Annotated in this window: 20 protein-coding genes and 1 pseudogene; 11 read left to right on the forward strand and 10 right to left on the reverse strand. The window is 60.2% G+C overall.

The genetic code is table 11. The annotated features are described in order from the left end of the window. Window positions 1-47 precede the first annotated feature (47 nt). The 4 genes from ACR0E6_RS11645 to ACR0E6_RS11660 are packed head-to-tail and all read left to right on the forward strand — an operon-like array spanning window position 48 to window position 5166. A complete protein-coding gene (locus ACR0E6_RS11645) occupies window positions 48-1601 on the forward strand; it encodes an ABC transporter substrate-binding protein (RefSeq protein ID WP_480583473.1) in 1554 nt (517 codons plus the stop codon). Continuing rightward, the gene (locus tag ACR0E6_RS11650; RefSeq protein ID WP_170623388.1) at window positions 1602-2570 is read left to right on the forward strand and encodes an ABC transporter permease; all 969 of its coding nucleotides are present in this window, start codon (window positions 1602-1604) and stop codon (window positions 2568-2570) included. Further along, on the forward strand, window positions 2567-3481 hold the full coding sequence (locus tag ACR0E6_RS11655) for an ABC transporter permease (protein ID WP_170521057.1): 915 nt from the start codon (window positions 2567-2569) through the stop codon (window positions 3479-3481). The genes ACR0E6_RS11650 and ACR0E6_RS11655 overlap by 4 nt, the downstream gene beginning before the upstream one ends. Beyond that, on the forward strand, window positions 3478-5166 hold the full coding sequence (locus ACR0E6_RS11660; RefSeq protein WP_480583476.1) for an ABC transporter ATP-binding protein: 1689 nt from the start codon (window positions 3478-3480) through the stop codon (window positions 5164-5166). The genes ACR0E6_RS11655 and ACR0E6_RS11660 overlap by 4 nt, the downstream gene beginning before the upstream one ends. A 31-nt stretch (window positions 5167-5197) precedes the next feature. On the opposite strand, the gene ACR0E6_RS11665 is transcribed toward ACR0E6_RS11660, so the two are convergent. Further along, complete coding sequence (locus ACR0E6_RS11665; RefSeq protein ID WP_480583479.1) at window positions 5198-5962, reverse strand: helix-turn-helix domain-containing protein; 765 nt, start codon at window positions 5960-5962, stop codon at window positions 5198-5200. A gap of 106 nt (window positions 5963-6068) precedes the next feature. Here ACR0E6_RS11665 and ACR0E6_RS11670 point away from each other — a divergent pair, with 106 nt between their 5' ends. Further along, window positions 6069-6497, forward strand: a complete 429-nt coding sequence (locus ACR0E6_RS11670; protein WP_480583481.1) for a hypothetical protein — start codon at window positions 6069-6071, stop codon at window positions 6495-6497. A 21-nt stretch (window positions 6498-6518) separates the two neighbouring features. On the opposite strand, the gene ACR0E6_RS11675 is transcribed toward ACR0E6_RS11670, so the two are convergent. Beyond that, complete coding sequence (locus tag ACR0E6_RS11675) at window positions 6519-8009, reverse strand: chymotrypsin family serine protease (RefSeq protein ID WP_480583484.1); 1491 nt, start codon at window positions 8007-8009, stop codon at window positions 6519-6521. Between the two features lie 252 nt (window positions 8010-8261). On the opposite strand from ACR0E6_RS11675, the gene ACR0E6_RS11680 reads away from it, so the two are divergent. Next, a complete protein-coding gene (locus ACR0E6_RS11680) occupies window positions 8262-10421 on the forward strand; it encodes a hypothetical protein (protein ID WP_480583487.1) in 2160 nt (719 codons plus the stop codon). A 66-nt stretch (window positions 10422-10487) separates the two neighbouring features. On the opposite strand, the gene ACR0E6_RS11685 is transcribed toward ACR0E6_RS11680, so the two are convergent. The 7 genes from ACR0E6_RS11685 to ACR0E6_RS11715 form a co-directional block, all read right to left on the reverse strand. Next, window positions 10488-12029 (reverse strand): ankyrin repeat domain-containing protein, encoded by a 1542-nt coding sequence (locus ACR0E6_RS11685; RefSeq protein ID WP_480583490.1) that lies wholly within the window; start codon window positions 12027-12029, stop codon window positions 10488-10490. A 443-nt stretch (window positions 12030-12472) separates the two neighbouring features. Further along, window positions 12473-14401, reverse strand: coding sequence for a 1-deoxy-D-xylulose-5-phosphate synthase (gene dxs, locus ACR0E6_RS11690; RefSeq protein ID WP_480583493.1), 1929 nt, complete (start codon window positions 14399-14401; stop codon window positions 12473-12475). Between the two features lie 16 nt (window positions 14402-14417). Further along, on the reverse strand, window positions 14418-15284 hold the full coding sequence (locus ACR0E6_RS11695; protein ID WP_480583496.1) for a polyprenyl synthetase family protein: 867 nt from the start codon (window positions 15282-15284) through the stop codon (window positions 14418-14420). Further along, window positions 15285-15527 (reverse strand): exodeoxyribonuclease VII small subunit, encoded by a 243-nt coding sequence (locus ACR0E6_RS11700; RefSeq protein ID WP_170521075.1) that lies wholly within the window; start codon window positions 15525-15527, stop codon window positions 15285-15287. Next, window positions 15524-16450 (reverse strand): histone deacetylase family protein, encoded by a 927-nt coding sequence (locus tag ACR0E6_RS11705; protein WP_480583500.1) that lies wholly within the window; start codon window positions 16448-16450, stop codon window positions 15524-15526. The genes ACR0E6_RS11700 and ACR0E6_RS11705 overlap by 4 nt, the downstream gene beginning before the upstream one ends. Window positions 16451-16519: 69 nt before the next feature. Further along, the gene (locus tag ACR0E6_RS11710) at window positions 16520-17221 is read right to left on the reverse strand and encodes a response regulator (protein ID WP_170453461.1); all 702 of its coding nucleotides are present in this window, start codon (window positions 17219-17221) and stop codon (window positions 16520-16522) included. Then, a complete protein-coding gene (locus tag ACR0E6_RS11715) occupies window positions 17218-17730 on the reverse strand; it encodes a MarR family transcriptional regulator (RefSeq protein ID WP_170623372.1) in 513 nt (170 codons plus the stop codon). Before ACR0E6_RS11715 ends, ACR0E6_RS11710 begins: the two co-directional genes overlap by 4 nt. 159 nt (window positions 17731-17889) lie before the next feature. Here ACR0E6_RS11715 and ACR0E6_RS11720 point away from each other — a divergent pair, with 159 nt between their 5' ends. From ACR0E6_RS11720 to ACR0E6_RS11740, 5 genes and pseudogenes are all read left to right on the forward strand, one after another. Beyond that, on the forward strand, window positions 17890-18756 hold the full coding sequence (locus tag ACR0E6_RS11720; protein WP_170623370.1) for a branched-chain amino acid aminotransferase: 867 nt from the start codon (window positions 17890-17892) through the stop codon (window positions 18754-18756). Window positions 18757-18881: 125 nt separating this feature from the next. Continuing rightward, window positions 18882-19832, forward strand: coding sequence for an AraC family transcriptional regulator (locus tag ACR0E6_RS11725; RefSeq protein WP_170453464.1), 951 nt, complete (start codon window positions 18882-18884; stop codon window positions 19830-19832). Between the two features lie 110 nt (window positions 19833-19942). Beyond that, on the forward strand, window positions 19943-20308 hold the full coding sequence (locus ACR0E6_RS11730) for an SPW repeat domain-containing protein (RefSeq protein ID WP_480583504.1): 366 nt from the start codon (window positions 19943-19945) through the stop codon (window positions 20306-20308). A 207-nt stretch (window positions 20309-20515) separates the two neighbouring features. Further along, window positions 20516-22012 (forward strand): annotated as a pseudogene (locus tag ACR0E6_RS11735) (alkaline phosphatase D family protein). A gap of 206 nt (window positions 22013-22218) precedes the next feature. Next, window positions 22219-22440, forward strand: coding sequence for a hypothetical protein (locus tag ACR0E6_RS11740; RefSeq protein ID WP_170453466.1), 222 nt, complete (start codon window positions 22219-22221; stop codon window positions 22438-22440). A 32-nt stretch (window positions 22441-22472) separates the two neighbouring features. On the opposite strand, the gene cobO is transcribed toward ACR0E6_RS11740, so the two are convergent. Then, window positions 22473-23072 carry a cob(I)yrinic acid a,c-diamide adenosyltransferase gene (gene cobO / locus ACR0E6_RS11745; RefSeq protein ID WP_170453467.1) on the reverse strand — a complete coding sequence of 200 codons (600 nt, stop codon included), beginning with the start codon at window positions 23070-23072 and terminating at the stop codon, window positions 22473-22475. Window positions 23073-23092: the final 20 nt, after the last annotated feature.

The raw sequence follows: 23092 nt of genomic DNA on the forward strand, positions 1-23092 counted from the left end.
TCGGGCCTCGGGATACGGGGCCCGGCACCAAAAAAGTGGGAGCTATCATGAAACGTCTGACCACTGCCGCGCTTTTGGGCGCGCTTGCCATGCCGGTTGCGGCCGAAGAGTTCACCTTTGCCGTCACCACCGATCCGCAAACGATGGATCCTCATGCGGTGAATTCCGCCCCTGTTCTGGGGTTCCTGAACAATGTCTACGAAGGGCTGGTGCGTCGGGGCAAGGATATGACCATCGAACCGGCGCTGGCCACCAGTTGGGAAACCATCGGGGACGGTGCAGGCTGGCGGTTCAAGCTGCGCGAGGGCGTGACATTTCATGATGGGTCCGAATTCAATGCCGATGATGTGATTTTCTCGTATCAGCGCGCGTCCGATGAAAACTCCGACACCCGCAGTTGGTTCGCGCCGGTCAGCGAGGTGGTGAAGGTTGACGATTACACCGTCGATGTGATGACCACCGCGCCAAATCCGATCTTTCCTGACAGCATCGCCAACTGGATGATCATGGACAGCGGCTGGGCCGAGGCGAATGACGCCGCACTTCCTGACAAAGAAGCTGGCAACTACGCGACGCTCAATGCCAACGGCACCGGTGCCTTCCGCGTCACGGGGCGAGAGCCGGGTTTGCGCACTGTTATGGAGCCATTTGACGGTTGGTGGGATGACGCGGAACACAACCTGACCCGTGCTGAACTGGTGCCGATCCAGAACCCGGCAACCGCTCTGGCAGCGCTGCTTTCAGGCGATGTGGATTTCATCAATCCGGTCCCGATTCAGGATGTGGCGCGGTTGCAGGGCAACCCGGATGTGAAAGTCATTCAGGGGATCGAAGCGCGCGTGATTATGCTGGGCTTTGACCAGCAGGAAGGCGCAAGCGAGGCCGGGCAGGGTGATTCTGACCTGTTCCGAGATCCGCGCGTGCGCGAGGCGGTGGCCAAGGCGGTTAACGTTCCGGCCATCCTTCAGACCATCATGCGTGGCAATGCCGAGGTAGCCAGCCAGTTGGTCAGCCCGGCGATGCGCGGCTATTCGGCTGCGAACGCAGACCCTTACGCCTACAATCCCGAAGCAGCCAAGGCACTGTTGGCCGAAGCGGGGGCAGAAGGCGCCGAGGTCAGCTTCAAATGCTCCAACAATCGCTATCTGAATGATGAAGCGGTTTGTCAGGCGATCACCGCCATGCTGACGCAGGCCGGGCTGAATGTGACGCTGGATGCGATGCCGGTGCAAAACTACTGGCCGGAACTGCGGGCCGACAATTTCGACATGTATCTTCTGGGCTGGTCGCCTGGCACGTTTGATGCCGAACATCCCGTGCGCTTTCTCGCTTCGACCCCGAATGAGGAAAAGAAGCTGGGCTCGTGGAACTTCGGCGGCTATTCCAACGCCCGCGTGGATGAATTGCTGCCGCTGATCCAGTCCGAGATTGACGAACCCACGCGTCAAGCCATGCTGGATGAGGTCGCAGGCATCCTGCAGGACGAGGTAGCTTACGTGCCGCTTTACGTTCAGCCTTTGGTCTGGGGTGCCCGCAGCAATATCGAGCTGAATCAACGGCCCGACAACTTCTTCCTTCTGCGCTGGGTCACGGTCAACTAAATGCTGTCATACATCATCAGGCGCGTGGCCCAGTCGGCGCTGGTTCTGTTCGTCGTGGGCCTTGTCGCCTTTTCCATGTTCCGCTTTGTCGGTGATCCAATCGACAACATGCTGGGGCAGGAACGGACCATGGAAGATGTGGAACGTCTGCGTACCCAGTTGGGCCTCGATCAGCCGTTTCCGGTGCAATATGTGAAGTTCCTGCAAGAGGCGGTGCAGGGCAATTTCGGCGTCAGCTTCCGTCAGGGCCGCCCGGTGGCCGAGATTTTGGCCGAACGCGCCCCCGCCACGCTGGAACTGGCAATGGTGTCAGCCGTGTTTGCCATCGTTCTGGGCATTGCGCTGGGCGTCTTTACCGCGATCCGGCGGGACGGGTTTGCGGCGAATTTCATCATGTCGGCCTCGCTGATCGGGGTGTCTCTGCCCACCTTCCTGATCGGTATTCTGTTGATCTACGTCTTCTCGGTCGAACTGGGCTGGCTGCCCAGCTTCGGGCGCGGTGAGGTCGTTGACCTTGGCTGGTGGAACACCGGGTTCCTGACCGCCAGTGGCCTCAAGGCACTGATCCTGCCCGCGATCACGCTGGGATTGTACCAAATGACCCTGATCATGCGGCTGGTGCGATCCGAGATGCTGGAGGTGCTGCGGCAGGACTACATCCGCTTTGCCCGCGCCCGTGGACTGAGCGACCGGACCATAAACTTCCGCCATGCGCTGAAAAACACCATGGTTCCCGTCATCACCATCATCGGCCTGCAACTTGGGGCCATCATCGCCTTCGCCATCATCACCGAAACGGTGTTCCAGTGGCCGGGCCTTGGCCTTTTGTTCATCAATGCAATCCAGTTCGTGGATATTCCTGTCATGGCAGCTTACCTGATGATGATCTCGGTCATCTTCGTCACCATCAACCTTGCGGTCGACATCCTTTACGCCTTCATCGACCCGCGCCTGAGGGTCAGCGCATGAGCCGAGTAAGACGCATTCTGGACAGCGACCAGTTCTACGCCTTTCGCCGCTCGCCCGTGGCCATAGTCTCTGCGACGGTGGCTTTGGTCCTGATCCTTGCCACCATCCTTGCACCGCTGATCGCGCCGACGAACCCGTTTGATCCGGCCAGCCTGAACCTGATGAATGGCTTCACCCCGCCCATGGAGCCCAATGCCTTTACCGGTGAAAGCTTCCTGATGGGCACCGACGATCAGGGCCGGGATGTGTTCTCAACCATTCTCTACGGCATGCGAATCTCGCTGTTTGTGGGCGTGGCGGCGGTTCTGTTTGCCATGGTTCTGGGGATCATTCTGGGCTTGCTGTCCGGCTATTTCGGCGGCTGGACCGAAACCATCATCATGCGTACGGCGGATGTGCAGCTGACCTTCCCATCAATCCTTCTGGCCATGCTGATCTTTGGCATCGCCAAGGGCATCACGCCCATTGAATACCGAGACCAGATGGCGATCTGGGTGCTGATCCTTGCCATTGGCCTGTCCGACTGGGTGCAGTTCGCACGCGTCGTCCGGGGTGCCACGCTGGTTGAAAAGAACAAGGATTACGTCGCCGCCGCGCGCATCATTGGGCAAAGCCCGCTGACCATCATGCTGCGCCATATCCTGCCCAACGTGCTGTCTCCGGTGCTGGTGATTGCCACCATCTCGCTGGCGCTGGCGATCATTGCCGAGGCGACGCTCAGTTTCCTTGGCGTTGGTGCACCGCCCACGCAGCCCTCGCTGGGCACGCTGATCCGTATCGGGCAGGGGTTCCTGTTCTCGGGTGAGTGGTGGATCCTGTTCTTCCCGGCCTGCACCCTGCTGGCGCTGGCGCTGAGTGTGAACCTGCTGGGCGACTGGCTGCGTGATGTTCTGAACCCGAGGCTGAAATGACCGACCCCGTTCTTTCGATCCGCAACCTGACGGTGGAAATTCCCACACGCCACGGCATATTCAAGCCCGTCGAGCATGTGACCTATGACCTGCATCCCGGCGAAATCCGTGGCGTTGTCGGCGAAAGCGGGGCTGGAAAGTCCATGACCGGCAATGCCGTGATCGGCCTGCTCGACCCTCCGGCCCATGTCTCCGAGGGCGAGGTCTGGCTGAACGGCCGCCGGATTGACGAGTTGGACGCCGAGGACAAGCGCAGGATCCGGGGCAAAGAGATCGGGATGATCTTTCAGGACCCGCTGACCTCGCTGAACCCGCTGTTCACGGTGGGCGAGCAACTGGTCGAGACAATCCAGCTGCATCTTGGCCTGTCCGCGTCTGACGCGAAGAAGCGCGCAATAGCCCTGTTGGATCGCGTCTCGATCCCCGACCCGGCGGATCGGTTCAATCAATACCCGCACCAGTTTTCCGGCGGCATGCGTCAGCGGGTGGTGATCGCGCTGGCGCTGTGTACTGAACCCAGCGTCCTGATTGCTGATGAACCGACGACCGCTTTGGACGTGTCCGTGCAGGCGCAGGTGCTGGATCTGATCAAGGAACTGGCCAAAGAACGTCAGGTCGGCGTCATCCTTGTGACGCATGACATGGGCGTCATTGCCGATACCACAGACACAGTGACGGTGATGTATTCCGGCCATGTGGTTGAAAGCGGCACGACTGATCAGATCCTCGGCGCACCCACGCACGAATACACCAAATCCCTGATTGCCGCTGTGCCGCGCCCGCATACCAAAGTCGAGCGTTTTCCGGTGGTCAGCTATGGCGAGCGGGAGAGAACCTTCAAGATCGACGATCTGGCAGCCCATTGGGACAAGACCGATCTGTCCAAATCGGGTAAGCTGCTTGAGGTCGACAACATCACCAAGACCTTCCTGCAAAAGGGCGGTCTGCTGCCGTCGCAGCGGAAATATTTCACCGCCGTCGATCAGGTCAGTTTTGACATTCGTGATGGTGAGGTGTTCGGCCTTGTTGGCGAAAGCGGGTCCGGCAAATCCACCGTCGCACGAATGATCGGCACGCTTTATCCGGTGGACGGTGGCCAAGTGATCTTTGACGGGCAGGATGTGACGGCCATGGGGGCGGACGCACTGCAAGCCTATCGCCGCCAGATCCAGATGATTTTTCAGGACCCGTTCTCCAGCCTCAATCCCCGGATGAGGGTCGGGGATCTTGTGGCCGAGCCGATCCATCACCATAAAATCCTGCCAAAACCCGCCGTTGAGCCGCGCGTGCGCGAGTTGCTGGATTGGGTCGGGCTGGCCAAGGATGCCTGGCGCAAATACCCGCATGAATTCTCGGGCGGGCAGCGCCAGCGCATCTGTATCGCCCGCGCGCTGGCCACGCAGCCCCGGTTCCTGATCTGCGATGAGCCGACAAGCGCGCTGGATGTCTCGATTCAGGCACAGATTCTGAACATTCTGAAGGACCTGCAGGATCACCTTGGCCTGACCATGCTGTTCATCAGCCATGATCTGCCCGTCGTGCGGCAGATGTGTGATCGGGTGGGCGTCATGCGACAGGGCAAACTGGTCGAGGTTCAGGACACCGATGCACTGTTTTCGGCCCCTCAGCATGCCTACACCAAAGAGCTGCTGGATTTGATGCCCCGGTTGAAACAACTGGCATAGCGGCACTGGTCAATTGCCGCTCGGGGCACCCTCAATGCTGCGCCGAGCGGGACAAGGCTTGCAGGAAATCCGCGCTGGCATCATCGGACGGAAAGAACAGTTCGATCTTCAGATCATCCAGCGTCACATCCGTAACGGTGCTGAACTGCGCGATGGTGCCGAACATCGAAACGCGCTGGCCGCCAAACCGATAGATTGTCGGAATGGTTGGCCCAATTGCGGCGTCACTGCGAATCTGCGCCTGTTCCGCCAGGGCCCGCGCGGCGGCGTCCAGTTCCGGCAGGCCACCGGCATTGGCGCTTTCGGACCGCAGGCGCAGCATTGTGTGATGGGCAACCTCGGGCCAGTTCTCGACAAGCTCGGCCATCAGTGGGCTGGTGATCAGCGTCAAAAGGCTTTGACCTTGCGCGATCCCAAGTGGCGCAAACAGCTTCTCGGCAGGTTTGTTCAGTCGAACGAGGTACCACAACCGGTCCAGCGCCATCGCCGGATACGGTTCATGCTGTTTCAGCGTCCACTCCACGGCGCTGCGGATGGGGGCCATGGCGGCATCATCGAAGGGCGTCGCCGCAAATCGAGCGGCGAACCCCTCGGCCCGCATCATCTGATTGCGCGCATCGACCGGCACATCCATGACCTCGGACAGGTGCAGGATCATGTCCGGGCTGGGCCGGGACCTGCCGGTTTCAAGGAACGAGATATGGCGGGCGCTGACATCAGCCTCAACCGCCAGATCAAGCTGGCTCATCCTGCGCCGCTTGCGCCACTCTTTCAGCAATCTGGGATACGGGGTCATGACACAAGCCTAGCAAGCGCGGGTACGGAAATCACTTACCTCTGACGTAATTGCTTTGTGTTCGACCCATGGCGCATCAAGGACGGGTCTTGAACAGGAGGGGACCATGACCCGACAACATTCCGCAATGCGCTTGTCCGGCATTATTCTGATCGTGACCGGCGTTCTTTTCGCACTCACCGCGCTTCCGGCTTTGCACGGTCTTGCGCATATTTTTCTGACGGTCGCGTATTGGCCGTTCCAAACGGTTCCTTCGGATATATCCGCTCCGACCACATTGTTGCTGGCGATCACGGGCGGTTTGACAGCCGGGCTGGGCGCTATGCAATGGGCATTGGGTACCCATGTTGCGCCTTTGTCTGCGACGGTGGCCGCGAAGGTTGCAAAGATAGCGACGTGGACATGGTTCTGCACCGATAGCGCGGGGTCCATCCTTGTGGGCGCGCCGTTCAACGTTGTGCTGAACCTGTCCTTCCTGCTGCTGATCCTGTGGTCCTGCCGAACGCAGCCGGACGGTAATCCTGTGGCGACCTGATCTTGGCCTCGGCCCAGCCGTTCAATAGGCGGCACCCTGTTCGAACAGGTCGGACAGGGACTTGCCCTCGACCACCTCCAGCATTTTGGCCATGGCCTGCACCGACGCCACCAGCTTTTCATCGCCGGATCGTTCGATCTCATGGATCAGTTTGTGCAGCCGCTTGACATCCTGGGCACAGATACGTCGGGACAGCACGTCACTTGTGGTGACCGCCCCGGATAGGATCGGTCCTATGGCGGCGACCGCGGCGCGGCGCACATCGCCGTTTCGGATCATCAACTCGGTCAGGGCTGCGCGGTGTGCACTGACCAGAGTGTTCAACTGACGCCCGCTGCCCGATCCGTCCACGCGGGCCTGCAGATCGCGCCCAAGACCACGGACCGGCGACCCAGCCCTTGCCCAGCGTCTTTCACGCGGTGTGAACGGATGTAGCCCCGCCGCCGGTGACACATCTGCATCGGGTGAGGCGAAGCCCGGCGCAACCGCCATCTCTTCGACAAAATCGGCAAACAGGCCATCGCAAATCGGCGCCAGATCAAGCTGCTCGAAAACATTTCGCATCTTGCAGGCCAGCCCGTCCGCATCCGTGGAACTTGCGAAATGCAGCCCCACAGCCGGATGGATGGCCGAGGACGTCGGCAACCCCGCCTGCGAAAAAACGACAGAGCCCGAGTCGCCCGGTTCCGCCCAAACACCACCGTCTGAGGCCTGAATCTGCACGACATCCTCGAAAAAGAAAATGTCGTCGGCCAGGAACACGGCGGTGTCCACATCCGCATCGACAACCTGGCCCTGGGTCAACCCGCTGGATTTGCCCGACTTCTGCACAGCCATACCGAGCGTGGGTGTGTCCACCGCATAGATCGCCGAGCCGACGTCCAGCACAACGGTTTGCACCATGTCGGTGTTGGTGGGTTCGGCAATGGCTGCGTCGACGGTTCTGGTTTCGCCTGCCTGCAACTCGATCAGCCGCTTTACGGTTCCGACCCGGTCGTCCGTTACGTCGCCGCCATCTGACAGGCCCGGCTGCAGCATCGGTCCGTTCAACAGGACCACGACGTCAAAAAACCCCACGACGTGGCATGCCGTCAGCATCACAAAGCTTGCATCGGTCCGGTCCCACGCCCAGCCGCCGATTGTGCCGGTAAAGACCGAGCCGCCGCTGACCCCGCCCGGAACAGGGCGGAACCTGTCTGTCGGGTCGGCGGTAAAGCGCATCGGGGGCTGCTCGATCACATCGGTCGGCAATTCGACCTCGCGCCCGTCGCGCTGCGACCAGATGCGGAATGCGGCGGGCACCCGGCGATCCGGCGCTATTCGGTCTGTCGGGTGCTTGCAGCTGACATAGAACCGCAGGCACAGCGTATCGGTTGGTTTGCCCGATACGATTTTCTGCCCGATCCCAATCGCATGGGCGTCATATCGTCGAAACGCGCCCTTGCCCAAATGCTGTTTCTTGTAGGCCCTGAGCAGCGGATAAAGATCGCCCTCGGCGTTCGGGGTAACCATGAAAAGCCCTCCTACGGCATGAAAAAAGTCAGCAACTATCAGGAGTGTTCGTGCGCTTGGCTTACCCATAGACTAGCACAGATTGGCCAGGCCTGCATCACCGCCAGGTTGTGCCGCGCTGGCACCGGCCAATTGCAGCCAAGCCCCAACGGGCAGTCGCGGAATCAGCCAAAATCGTGTATAATACAACCTGTGCAGGTATTTTTGACTGCATATTTTTTATTTATTTTAAGCATTTATTGGAGAATTCCCATGACGGATGTCAGCAAGGAAATTGAACTTCGAACCTCTGCCAATTTCAGGCTGCTTCAGAACCCGAACTATTTCGGCAACCTGTCCCAACTGGATCTGAAAGGGCTGCAAAAGCCGGTTCTGAAAAAGATTCAGGACGTCGCTTTCGAAGAACTGACCTGCATCGGCTACAACCCCGACAGCAGCATCCTGACCGCGATTGTGCGGATCAAGCAGGCCGATGGCTATGGCGGCGGGCCCTGCACTGACGGGTCGCAGGAATATGTGCGCTTTTACCTCGATTACGGGGACGGCGTGTGGGTCGACAGCGGGGTGAACAGCTTCAACATCCATGACCTCGGGTTCAAGGATGACCTGTGTTACGCGGTGTCGATCAAGGTCGATCCCAAGAAACGGACATGTTGCGACCGCGACCCGGTTTTGCCGACCGTTCGGGCCGTTCTGTCCTGGAACGTGATCCCGCCGGCCAATATGCCGAACTGGCTGCCGATCTGGGGCAACAGGCTGGAGCGCGACATTCAGATCAACCCCAGAAGCCCGTTCCTGTGCAACCTGATCGATCATATCACCGATATCGGCGTTCAACAGATCGACCCGAAAGTGCTGCAGCAGGCGACATCGCTGCTGGAAACGCAGTTGGTTGCGAACAAACCGGCGGCCTCGCTGGCGCAGTTGATGAAAAAGACCGACCGGGCGGACAAGATGCAGGTTCTGCGCAATGTCTTTCCCACCATGGTCAAACTTGCGGCCGACAGCACGGATATCGCCGCAAGCCAGACGATGGCGGCCTTCCAGATACCGGATTTTGACATCGACCTTTCGGATTTCAATGACTTCATCATGAAGCCCGACTTCAACACGACATATGAAGAGCTTCACTGCGTTGGTCTGGATCGCGACACCTCGCAACTGCATGGCGTGATCGAGATCAAGCGCGCCAGTGGCTATTCGGGCGATCTGTGTTCGCAAGGGTCGCGGGAATATGTCGCCTTCTACCTTGATTTCGGATCGGGCTGGGAATTCCAGGGCATCACCTGGGTCGATGTGCACAATATCGATCAGATCCCGGATGACGGGCTGTGGTATCAGGCCTCGCTGCCGGTGGATCTGGATGATCATCGCAAAGAATGGTGCAAGACCGGGCAGGCGCGGATTCGCGGTATCCTGTCCTGGGCCGTCCCGCCCGCGCCGAATGATCCGGATTTCGTGCCCCATTGGGGCGACCGGGCCGATTGCACGATCGAGGTCGAACATCTTCCGAAAGGCGGCGTGCCCGGACAGTTCCTGCCCTTCCTGGAATCCATCGGAAACATGCCGATCCCGCAGATCAACGCCATGGGATATGCCAATGGCGCGGGCGTGGGCGGTATCATCCCCAATGCCGACGATGCGCCGTTTGGCGGGCGGACGCTGCTGAAGGGCCGGGCCTTCAACATCCCGGCAGGCGCGATGGAGTACCGGATCATGATCCAGGGACCTTCCGATATCGCACCACGGGCCTACACAAACCCGTTCGAGGCCGATGTTACCACCTTCCCAAGCCCGTTTTCGGTCAAGCAGACGGTCAACGCGGTTGGGGATTGGTTCCCCTATCTGGCCGCCTCGCCGCTGGTCTCGGTCGCCGACGATCTGTTGGGCGCATTGACGGGGCTGGAGAACGGGTTGCACTCGGTCTTCATCGAGTTCCGGCAACCGGCAGGTCCGGTTCTGGGCACAACCGTATCGACGGTCTTTATGGTCGACAACACCCGGCCCGGCGCAGATGTCGAAATCACAAGCGGCGCAGGGAATTGTGGCAAGTTCGGCATTGGCGAAGTGATCTCGGGCACGTATTCGATGACGGGCAATCACTGCGGAAGCCTGCGCATCCATGTGACCCCGCTGCCCGAGGCTGCGGGCGGCACCATGGTCATCACTTCCGCCGCACCTGCGGCGACGGTTCTGCCCCCGTTTGTGGGCGGCAGTTCGTCGGTCACGATCAGCTACGCGGCTGGATCGCTGAGTACCGATGGCGCGTCTGGCAATTGGGAGCTTGATACCACCGGCATGGATCCCTGCGGCTACAACATCCGCATCCATGTAAGCGACCGCACCATTCTGAACAGTGGTCCGAACAACTGGACAAATGGCGACATCGAAGGCTTCTGCCTGGACGGCTGACGCCAGTAGTGCAAGCCGGGCGGCGGCGCTTGAATTGCGCCGCCGCTTTTCTTTCGTCGGTGCGTGTCAAATCACCCCGTGTTCCGCAACCTGATCCGGATGCGCCTCCGCCCAATCGGCAAGAAATTCGGACATCTCGGGCCGGGTTGCAAATTGCGGGGCTTTTCGGGGCAATGGTACGCCCCGCTCTAACGCCATCCGGGCGCAGTCGATATGGTCGCGATGCGCGCGTTGCGGGCAGTTTTCTGACCCGTGAATGATCGTCGACAGCAATGTGCCCCCATAAGCGTTGGTGTGGTCAAGGTCCGGGTTCTGGTGCAGAAAAAAGGCCGTGACATCGGCCATCCCTTCCCACCCGGCAAGATGCAGCGGCGGCATCCCCATCTCATCCGGCAGGTTGGCGTCAAAGCCCATCTCCACAAGGCGCTGCATATGGGGCAGGCTGCCTTCTCGCCACACCAGACGACCCAGAAGATAGGTCAATTCTTCCGATAGGGCAGTCATATCGATCCGGTCGCCGGGCCTTGGCACTCCATCCGCTGCACGCGCCAAAAGTGCCTCGGTCTCTGATAGCTGCGTGGATACCCCCGCCTGCTCCAGAACATCCGCCACATCCCGGTTCCCGAAGACGCGGGCAAAGGCATAGGGCGTATGGCCGCGACTGACGGCGTTTGGGTCCGCGCCGTGATCCAGCAAGAGCCGGGCGATCTCACCCGACGCCAAGCGCCGGGCGGTTTGATGCAAAGCAGGGATCACCAGAGATGGCTCATCCGACGGGTGTGGCGCGATGCCTTCGTTGGGGTCCGCGCCATGGTCCAGCAATAGGCTCACAGCTTCCGCGCTGTTGAAATCAATAGCCCTTGGCAGCGCATTTGTACCCTTGGGATCGGCCCCATGGTTCAGCAACATCTGTAGCCCGTCGGTATGGCCAAGCTCGGTGGAATGGTAGAGGGATTCGTTGTCATTGGGGTCCGCGCCGTGATCCAGCAGCCATTTGGCCAGTGGAATGTTGTCCGCATGGCCGACAGCGCCATAAAGCGCGGACAGGCGATGGTCTGACTCCGGGTCGAAGCCAAAGCTGTCATTCACATCCGCGCCGTGGGCCAGTAACAGATCCGCCATGGCCAGCATGTCGCCCTCTTTCTCGGGGGCGGCCTTGATGTGCCGCGAAAACGCCAGATGGCACATTGGGCGGCGAGGCGGGTATTCACGCGTTGCGGCGCCCGGATCCTGCGCCAGAACCCGGCGCATCGCATTCACGTCGTAAAGCGCAACCAACAGCGGCACCTGATCCTCGGCCAGGTCAGGCTCCTGCGTCAGCAGATACGCCACCGTTTCCGCCGAGCCGTTGTAAAGCGCCCAGCGAAGCCGCCCTTGTTTCTGCGCCCGGTCCATGCCTTGTGTTTCGACGGCCAGTTTCAGCGCGGGCCATGTAGCATACCCCGTTTCGCGCGCGATCACATGCAGGCAATCGGCATGTTTGTAGACCCCGTTTCTGGGCGTTTTGACAATACCATGGACGCGCAACATCGCGCCCTTGTCGCCCGCAGTCAGAGCTTTGCCCAGAGCCTTGGCATCACGGCGCAGTTGGTCGAGAGATTTGGTCATCGGTCTTCCCTCCGCTGCCCGACGGTCCGCTGATCCGGGCTGAGAAACCGATTTGGTTTACAAGTCGTCTCACAGAGGTGCCGATGATAGCTTTCCGCGGACCGGGTGGCTGCCTCAAGCAGCCTGACCCGAGCCTAACTTTCGCCCATCAGGGTTGCAAGCCACATGACCGCCCGGCCTAGGGTCAGGACCCATTAATCTTGCACCACTGGCGCGTGAACGGCAAAAAAGCAGTGGTTTTGAGCGCGCCGGGACTGGCGGTGTCAATTCCAAGCGGTCAAAGCCGCTGCTTTGCAGCGGTTCCCGCGTCCGCAGGATTTGACTGATTATGGCCCTGAGCTGCGTTACAGCCGCTTGAAATAGAACCACTATTCCTGCGCGACTGTGCCTTGTCAGGACCAAAATCAGTCAAACCAGTGGTGCAAGATTAATGGGTCCTGACCCTAGGCGCGTTTTTCGCCGATCGAGGCAACGCCCAGAACATCCAGAACCTTGGCCTCGATCTGCTCGGCATTCATACCGGCAACCGCGTACATATCCGCAGGGCTGGCCTGATCGATGAAGATGTCCGGCAATACCATCGAGCGGAATTTCAGGCCGCGATCAAACACGCCTTCATCCGCCAAAAGCTGCGCCACATGGCTGCCAAAGCCGCCCACAGCACCTTCTTCGATGGTGATCAGCGCCTCATGGTCGTCGGCCAGGGTCAGGATCAGGTCGCGGTCCAGCGGTTTGGCAAAGCGGGCGTCGGCGATGGTCGGGGTGATCCCCCGCGCGCCAAGCGCTTCTGCCGCCTTCTGAACCTCGGCCAGACGAGTACCAAAAGACAGCAGCGCCACGCGCGCGCCTTTTTGGATCATGCGGCCCTTGCCGATCTCCAGCGCTTCTCCACGTTCGGGCAGGTCCACGCCTACGCCTTCGCCACGTGGATAGCGGAAGGCAATGGGGCCGTCATCATGGGCAACGGCTGTGGCGATCATATGCATCAACTCGGCCTCGTCTGCGGCAGCCATTACGACCATACCCGGCAGGTTCGACAGATAGGCAATGTCAAACGACCCGGCATGGGTCGCCCCATCTGCGCCGACCAGCCCCGCCCGGTCGATGGCAAAACGCACTGGCAGGCGCTGGATCGCCACATCATGCACCACCTGATCGTAACCGCGCTGCAAAAAGGTCGAATACATCGCGCAGAACGGCTTCATCCCGCCCGCCGCCAGCGCCGCCGAGAAGGTCACCCCATGCTGTTCCGCAATCGCCACATCGAAACAGCGCGACGGATAGCGTTCCGCAAACAGATTCAGACCGGTACCATCCGGCATTGCAGCCGTGACAGCCACGATCTTGTCATCGCGCGCGGCCTCATCCACCAGCGTCTTGCCAAAGACCGAGGTATAGGACGGCGCGTTCGAGGGTGCCTTCTTCTGCTCGCCCGTCACAACGTCGAACTTGGCGGTGGCGTGGCCCTTGTCGCGGGCTTGCTCGGCGGGGGCGTAGCCTTTGCCTTTTTTCGTCAGCACGTGGATCAGGATCGGTCCGGTTGCGCGGGCCTTGACCGTGCGCAGTACCGGCAGCAACTGGTCCAGATCATGCCCGTCGATGGGACCGACATAAGAAAAGCCCAGTTCTTCGAACAAGGTGCCGCCCACTGCCATGCCTTTCAGCATTTCCTTGGCGCGCTTGGCCCCTTCGCGGAACGGTTCGGGCAACAGCGACACCGCGCCTTTGGCGGCGGCTTTCAGATCGTGAAACGGTTCCTCGGCATAGATGCGCGACAGGTAGTTGGACAGCGCGCCAACGGGCGGCGCGATGCTCATCTCATTGTCGTTCAGAATGACGATCAGCCGCTTTTTCAAGTGACCCGCATTGTTCATCGCCTCAAAGGCCATGCCCGCCGACATCGACCCGTCGCCGATCACCGCAATTGCGTCACCCAGCCCTTCGGGCGTCACGCCACCCAGATCGCGCGCAACGGCAAAGCCCAGCGCCGCGCTGATCGAGGTCGAGCTATGCGCGGCCCCAAACGGGTCATACGGGCTTTCGCTGCGCTTGGTGAACCCGCTCAGGCCATCCTTCATGCGCAGCGTGCGGATACGGTCGCGCCGTTCGGTCAGGATTTTATGCGGATAGCACTGATGGCCCACATCCCAGATGATCTTGTCGCGCGGGGTGTCGAACACGGCATGCAGCGCGGTGGTCAGTTCCACAACACCCAGACCGGCACCCAGATGCCCGCCTGTCACTGAGACGGCGGAAATCGTCTCGGCCCGCAATTCCTGCGCCACCTGATGCAACTGCGTGTCCGAAAACTGCTTGAGGTCGGCAGGACGGCTCACAAGATCCAGCAGAGGCGTGTTCGGGCGATCAGACATTTAGCGCGTTCCTGACTTAGCTGTCCCGGGCAATAACGAAGCGTGCGGCGTCCTTCAAGGTATCCGCCCTTGGGCCGTACCCGTCCAGCGCGGCGCAGGCTTGGTCGATAAGGTCTGCCGCGCGGGCTTTGGCAGGGCCCAGCCCCAACAGAGAGACAAACGTGGCTTTTCCCGCATCCGCATCCTTTTGCAGGCGCTTACCGGCCTTTTCGGCGTCGCCTTCCACATCCAAAATGTCATCTGCGATTTGAAAAGCAAGCCCAAGCGCTTGGGCGTATTGGCGCAGCGGGGCAGGATCGGCCTGCGCCAACCGGGCTCCGGCACAGGCGGACCATTCGATCAAAGCGCCTGTTTTTCCGGCCTGCAAATGCGTGATTGCCTGCAGAGATAACGGCTCTGCTGCAGTCTCGGCCGCAACGTCCAGCGCCTGTCCCATGACCATACCTTGCGCGCCGCTGGCTTTGGCCAATGTCAGGGTCAATTCAGCCCGTATATCAGCCGCCCCAACTTCGGGTCGCGCACAAAGCTCAAAGGCCAATGTCTGCAAGGCATCTCCGGCCAGAACCGCCGTGCCCTCATCCCATTTCACATGGGTCGTGGGGCGACCGCGCCGCAGATCGTCGTCATCCATACAAGGCAGATCATCATGGACCAGAGAATAGGCATGCAGCGCCTCAATCGCCGTGGCGGGCCAGATCGCGCGGGCCTCGTCCACGTCATGCAAACGGGCGCTTTCCAGCACCAGAAACCCGCGCAACCGCTTACCGCCTTCGGTGGCATAAGCCATGGCCCGCGTCACATCGAAATCGTCAAAGGCGCTCAGGACGTGGTCAAACTGCGCCTGAATCCGGGACGCATCCCGCGCCAATTGGTCCCGAAACATTTACTGACCTTCGACTGGCGTCGTCCCGGTTGGTTGGCCCCCCGCGTCCAGAGTGATCGCGGCCACCTTTTCCTCGGCCCGCTTCAACTCATCCTCGCAGCGTTTCTTCAGGGCTGCCCCGCGTTCATACAGCGCAATCGACTGATCCAGCGCCACATCGCCGCGTTCCAGCTGGCCGACCACGGCCTCAAGCTCTTTCATCGCCTGTTCGAACGTCATCTGATCAACGGGGGTATCGGTCATCGTACTGCCTTCATCAGTTCTTCCACATGGGCGCGTGTCGCCCCGGCCAGTGCGTTCAGATCATACCCGCCCTCCAGAGTCGAGACGATACGGCCCTCACAAACCTCATCCGCGATCCTGCACAGCTCAGCGGTGATCCAGGCAAAATCACCCGTGGACCAGTTCAGATTGGCCAGCGGATCGTCCTGATGGGCGTCAAAGCCGGCTGAGATGATGATCAATTCGGGCCTGAACGCCCGCAAACGCGGGAAAGCCTGCGATTCATAAGCTGCCCGCATCTCGGTCCCGCCTGTGCCGGGGGCCAGAGGTATGTTCAATACGGTCTCATAAGCGCCGGTCTCATCCGGGCGTCCCGATCCGGGCCACAAGGGCATCTGCTGGCTGGTAATCACCAGCGCGCGCTTTTCGTCCCACAGCAAATCCTGCGTGCCATTGCCGTGATGGACGTCAAAGTCAACGACAGCGACCTTGCTTAGCCCATGATGATCCAGCGCATGTTTCGCCGCCAAAGCCGCATTGCCGAACAGGCAGAACCCCATCGCCTTGTCCGTTTCCGCATGATGCCCCGGCGGTCGGATCGCACAGAACGCATTCGCAGCCTCACCGCCCAGCACCAGATCCACTGCCCGCGCCACGGCCCCCGCCGCGCGATAGGCGGCATCGACAGAGCCCGGAGACATAAACGTATCTCCATCGATCTGCGAAAATCCATCCGCAGGCCGCGTGGCCCGAATATCCCGGATGTAATCTTCGGGATGGACTCGCAGCAAATCATCATCCGCCGCCATCGGGGCCGTCCTGCGATCCAGATCCAAAGCCTCCAGCGCATGAAGAATATGCTCCAACCGCGCCACCCGCTCAGGATGCCCGTCCGGCGTCACGTGCCCCAGACAATCGGCATGGGTCAACAAGGCAGTCTTCATCGGGATCCCTTCTTCATCTGGCTAAAAATATCCTCGCCGAAGGCATAAAATCGCCGCGCAGCGGCTAAATCAATCCGGCGCCAGCATGTAACCAGCACCCCGAACCGTCTGCAGGTATCTGGGCTGCTTCGGATCCTGTTCGATCTTCCGACGCAACCGGGTGATCTGCACATCCACCGCGCGTTCCTGCGCCTGTCCCTTGTCGCGGCCCAGATCCTCGACCAGTTTCGCGCGGCTGATCGGCTCGCCCGGCTGGGCCGAGAAGATCTTCATCAACTGGCTTTCCGTTGCGGTCAGACGCACCGGGTCTTCGCCCTGCCACATCTCACCACGTTCGATGTCATAGCGGATCGGGCCCAGCGTCAGGATCTTCGCCGCGGTATCTTGGGCTGGCGTTTCCGGCATCCGCCGCAGAATGGCATTGATGCGCAGCAGCAGCTCTTTCGGCTCGAACGGTTTGGCCAGATAATCATCCGCCCCGGCCTCAAGCCCCGCAATCCGGTGCTCGGTTTCACCCCGCGCGGTCAGCAGCAGGATTGGAGTCGCATGCGTTTCGCGCAGTGCCTTTGTCAGGCTCACGCCATCCTCACCCGGCATCATCACGTCCAGCACGATCATGTCGAAATCCAGCCCCGACAGCACCCGGCGCGCATGGGCTGCGTCGCGGGCGGCGGTTACCAGAAACCCGTTCCGCATCAAAAACTTCTTCAACAGATCGCGAATGCGTTCGTCATCGTCGACGATCAGCAGATGGGCGTCCATATCGCTCATGAGGTCGTATCCCGCAGCTTCGTATACGCATGACGCATATCAGCATCCATCATCGCTTCAAGCACTTTACGAAAACCAGCCACGGCTTCGGGGCCTGCGTCCTTATATGCCGCACGCATCCGGGCGCGCTGGGCGTCGGACAGCGTGGCCTCCAGCGCGCGGCCCTTTTCGGTCAGAAACAGGTGCCGCTCGCGCTTGTCGGCGGTACCCACCCGGCTTTCGACCATTCCATCCTCGATCAGCGTTCGCAGCACCCGGTTCAGGGATTGTTTTGTCACCCCCAGAATGGCCAGCAGGTTGTTCACCGTGGTCCCCGGAGCGCGATTGACAAAGTGAATCGCCCGGTGATGCGCGCGGCCATAGGACATCTCGGACAGGATGCGGTCAGGATCGGCGGTAAAGCCGCGATAGGCGAAAAACATGGCCTCGATCCCCTGTCGCAACTGCTCATCCGTAAGAAACAACAGGCTTTCGCCCCCAAACATCGGGGCGGGGCGGATTTCGGACATATCTTGCCTCATTCGTTACACAATGCTCAGTTTATGTCAGCCTTATTGACATTCCAAGGGCGGACAGGTATCGAATCGCAGTTTTTGCGCAAGAATGTGTCCGCTCCGGACCTAAATAGCGCAACAATCGAAAATTCAACCCGGTTCAGGAGGTTTCGCATGGCGGGGTACGATGATCGTGACGGTGTCATCTGGATGGATGGTGAACTGGTGCCCTGGCGCGAGGCCAATGTGCACCTGCTGACCCACGCGATGCACTATGCCTCATCTGTGTTCGAGGGCGAGCGCGCCTATAACGGCAAGATCTTCAAAAGCCGCGAACATTCCGAGCGTCTGATCGCCTCGGCCGAGGCGCTGGATATGCCGATGCCTTATGACGTCGACCAGATCGAGGCCGCCAAGGACGAAGCCCTGAAAGCCAGCGGCTTGCAGGACGCCTATGTCCGCGCGCTGGTCTGGCGCGGCTCGGGCGAGGATATGGGCGTGGCTTCGGCCAGGAACCCGGTTCGCATGGCCGTCGCGGTCTGGCCCTGGGGTGCCTATTACGGCGATGCCAAAATGCAGGGTGCCAAGCTGGACATCGCGGAATGGAAACGCCCCAGCCCGGAAACCATCCCGGTTCACGCCAAAGCGGCGGGTCTTTACATGATCTGCACCATCTCCAAGCACAAGGCCGAGGCCAAGGGCTGTTCGGACGCGTTGTTCATGGATTGGCGCGGCTACGTGGCCGAGGCGACCGGCGCGAATGTGTTCTTCGTCAAGGACGGAGAGGTGCACACCCCGCTGGCCGATTGCTTCCTGAACGGCATCACCCGCCAGACCGTGATCCAGATGCTGAAAGACAAGGGCATCACCGTCCACGAACGCCGCATCAAGCCCGAGGAAATGGCCGATTTCGAACAATGCTGGCTGACCGGTACGGCTGCCGAGGTCACTCCGGTCGGGCAGATTGGTGACTATACGTTCAAAGTGGGCGATCTGACCCGCGAGATTGCCGAAGATTACGAAAAGCTTGTCCGCGCCTGATCTGCGCAGATCCTGAACTCCAAACCCCTGCCTTGCGCGGGGTTTTTTCTTTGCCTGCCGTTCAAGACATTGTGCAGATCGTTCAGATGGCTGGACGAAAGCGCAGGTGGGGTTACGTTACATTCATGTTGGACCTGCTCAGCGATATCCTCACCCGTCTGTCCCTGCGGGGGACGTTCTATTTCCGCACCTCTTTCACGCCGCCTTTCGGTATTCAGGTGCCCGCGTTCGAAAACGTGGCCCGGTTTCACTTTGTGCAGCGTGGGGAGTTGAAGGTTTTTGTCTCTAACAAGGGCGAAACCTTGCGTTTGAAGCAAGGCGATCTGATTCTGATCCCGCACGGCGCGGCCCATGCGCTGCTGTGCAATGAGGTCAATCCGCTGGACGCCCTGCCGCTGGAGCAGGTGCTGGAGGACGCCGGGTATCAGGGCGACGGCGTTCTGGTTTATGGTGGCGAGGACAAAAGCCGCGATACGCAATTGATCTGCGGCCATTTCTCGTTCACTGGTCCGCCGGGGCGACGCGGCACTGGGCATATGCTGATCGACCGGCTGCCGCCCTACATTCTGATCGAGAATTATGGCGAAGAAGCCGGGGCCTGGATCGAGGCCACGCTGCGCATGATCGGGTCCGAAGTGGGCGGCGCACGGATCGGCGGTGACCTGATCGCGCTGAAACTGTCCGAGGTCCTGTTTGCCCAGGCAATCCGCGCCTATCTGGAATGCCAGAGCCCGACCGATACGGCGCTGGCCGGATTTGCCGACCCCCGCATATCCCGCGCTCTGACCGCCTTTCACCACGGCCCCGCACAGGAATGGAGTGTCGAGACTCTGGCCCGCGAAGCCGGGATGTCACGGACCGCATTTGCCCAGTTATTTGCCGAGAAGATGGAAACGACACCGATGCAATACCTGACGTCGTGGCGGATGCAGATCGCCTGCCACGGGTTGACGGAAAGCCGCTGGAACGTGGCGGATGCGGCGGCCGAGGTCGGTTACGCGTCCGAGGCGGCTTTTTCGCGGGTGTTCAAGAAGCAAGTCGGCGTTTCCCCGGCAGCCTATCGGGCGATGCACTGATCGACCGGCGCATTTGTACGATCTGCAAAAAGACCTGAACGAACCGAACTGATACGTCCGCGTTCACTGCCTTATCTTCGGATTATCCCAAGCAAGAAAAGGATCTTCCGATGTCTCTTCGTTTTGTAACTCGTAACATCCACGCCTATCTGGACTACCCTGTCGCCCTGGCGCTGATCGTGCTGCCCTTTGTTCTGGGGCTGGGTCAGTCCAACCCCATGGCCTTATGGCTGTCGGTTATCACCGGGGCCGCGGCCTTTGTCCTGACCGTGCTTACCGACCATCACCTGGGGGTCTGGCGTGTCCTGAGCTATAAGTTCCATCTGGCCGTGGACCTGATCGTCGGCATCACCTTCCTGTTCGCCCCCAGCCTTTTTGGGTTTTCGGGTCTGGATGCCGTCTTTTACTGGCTGAACGGGGCTGCGGTGGTGCTGGTGATCTCGCTCAGCGCGCCTGAACAGGGTGTTGCCGCCTGAGAATTATCCACAGCTGTCACAGTATCATCGTGATACTGTCAAGAAACTGAGCCGCGCGTTTTACAAACGGGCGGTTCTTATCGGTTCACCAATCGCGTGATCTTTGAGACGATCACCAGACAGGAGAGCCCCGAGATGACCAAGATTATTCGCCCGACCCGCCGCACGTTTCTGGCTGGCAGCACTGCATTTGCTGCGTCGCTGGCCATGCCTGCCATCAGCCGTGCCGCGTCGCGACCCGTTTTCACACATGGTGTTCAGTCAGGCGACGTGGATGCAAGCTCGGGCATGGTCTGGACTCGCACCGACCGGCCTGCGCGCGTGATGATGGAGGTCTCGACCACCGAGGGCTTTGCCGATACCCGCCGATTGCCGCCAATGGATGCAATCCCGAACGGTGACTTCGCGGTCAAACGCCTGATCGACGGGCTGCCAGCGGATCAGGATATCTTCTATCGCTTTGTCGCCGCCGATCTAAGCGATATCAATACCGTATCAGAGCCTGTTATTGGGCAATTCCGCACCGCTCCGTCCGCGCGCCGCAACATTCGATTTGCCTGGTCCGGTGACACCGCAGGTCAGGGTTGGGGGATTGATGATGACGGGATGCGCACCTATGCGACCATGGCGCAGCATCGGCCTGACTTTTTCATCCATTCCGGCGATACGGTCTATGCCGACGGCCCGATGCAGGACTAGGTCGAAAAGGACGGGCAGGTGATCTGGAAGAACGCCACCCTGATCGACGAAAAGCGCAAGGTTGCCGAGACGCTGGACGAATTCCGCGCCCAGTGGAAATACAACATGATGGACGAGCACGTACGCGCCATGAACGCCGTCTGCCCCACCTTCTTCCAGTGGGATGACCACGAGGTTGTCAACAACTGGTCGGACGCCAAGGACCTGATCTCGGATGATCGGTATTCCGAGAAATCGGTGCATGTGCTGCAAGCCCGCGCCGGACGGGCGTTTGACGAGATGACACCGCTGCGCATAACCCCTGCCGAGCCCGGTCGCGTCTATCGCAAGATCTCATACGGTCCGATGCTGGATGTGTTTTTCCTGGATCTGCGCAGCTATCGCGGCCCCAACGGACCCGCGATGGAGGATGAAATCACCGATCAGTCCCGCATTCTGGGTGCCGCGCAACTGGCCTGGCTGAAACGCGAACTTGCAGCCTCGCAAGCCACCTGGAAGGTGATTGCCTCTGACATGCCGATCGGGTTGATCGTGTGGGACAACTGGAAGGAACAGGCCGGAGCGGAGGCGATCTCAAACGGTGACAGTGGGCCGGCCAAGGGTCGCGAGTTGGAGATCGCCGATCTGCTGCGTTTTATCAAGACGGCGGGCATCACGAACACGGTCTGGTTTACAGCAGATGTTCACTATACCGCGGCGCACTACTACGACCCTAACAAAGCCCAATTTCAGGATTTTGAACCGTTTTGGGAGTTTGTTTCGGGCCCCCTGCACGCTGGGACCTTTGGTCCGAACGCGTTGGACGGAACCTTCGGGCCCGAGGTGAAATTCGTCAAAGCTCCGACCGAAGATCAAGGGGTGAACCTGCCCCCCAGTGCGGGTCTGCAGTTCTTTGGCCTCGTGGATATCGACGGTTCAACGCAGCAAATGACCGTTCGCCTGATGGACCGCGCGGATACCGAGCTATGGTCGGTAACGCTGGATCCGCGTGACCGGGCCATCTGATCCTATCTTCCCCGTAACTTGCGCCCCGAAGAAATTCGTGGGCGCATTTTTTTGGCTTGAATTGTCTGACTAAAATAATCAGATATAGCTCAACGCCAGATGATGTATTATCCAGCACAGGGTTTCGGGGCGGTTTGCGGGCTTAGCGCGTGACACAGTGAGGGCCTGCCGCCGCCTCGGAAACGAGACAATCGCAGGGCTTCGGTATGCGCGAAAAGATGGACGAGATCATTGCCCGGCACGATGCCGCCACTGCCTGTGGGTGCAGCTGCTGCGACACCGACTACACGGCTTACGTGGACCAAAAGAACCGCAAGGCTGCCCGCGATGCGGCGGGAAAAGACGACACTCTGCCAGAGAGCGCCGCAAGCCGCCGCAAGTCTGTGCGCTACGTATTTGAAAACCTGTCAGGCAAGCGCGCAGGTTAAGGCGGGTATGGCGACGCCCACCTTGACCATTCCTAAAAGTCCACGCCGCGCTGGGCTTTGATACCAGCCTGAAACGGGTGTTTTTCCTCGGTCATTTCGGTGACCAGATCGGCATAGTCGCGCAGCGCTTGAGGGGCGTCGCGACCGGTCAGGAAGACGCTGGTCTTGTCGGACCGTGCCTTCAGCCCCTCGATCACACGCTCAACCGACAGGTATTCATAGCGCAGGGCGATGTTGATTTCGTCCAGCACGACCAGATCATATTCACCGCTGGCCATCAGATCGCAAGCCTTGTCAAAGGCGGCGGTGGCGGCGGCAATGTCACGCTCGCGGTCCTGCGTATCCCAGGTGAAACCTTCGCCCATCGTGTGCCATGTGACCAGATCGCGGTCTTCAAAAAACCGGCGTTCACCGGTCTTCCACTTACCCTTGATGAATTGCACCACCGCGACTGTCTGACCCCAGCCCAGCGCCCGGATCACCACACCAAACGCGGCCGAGGATTTGCCCTTGCCCTTGCCGGTGTTGATCAGCACCAGCCCGCGCCCCGGATCAACCGCCTCGGACACTTTCTTGCGGTGCTTGGCCTGCACCTGCTGCATCTTTTCCTTGTGATCCTGTGCGTCGCTCATGGGGAACCCTCTTTGACTGT

The sequence above is a fragment of the Ruegeria sp. AP12 genome (genome assembly GCF_056540025.1).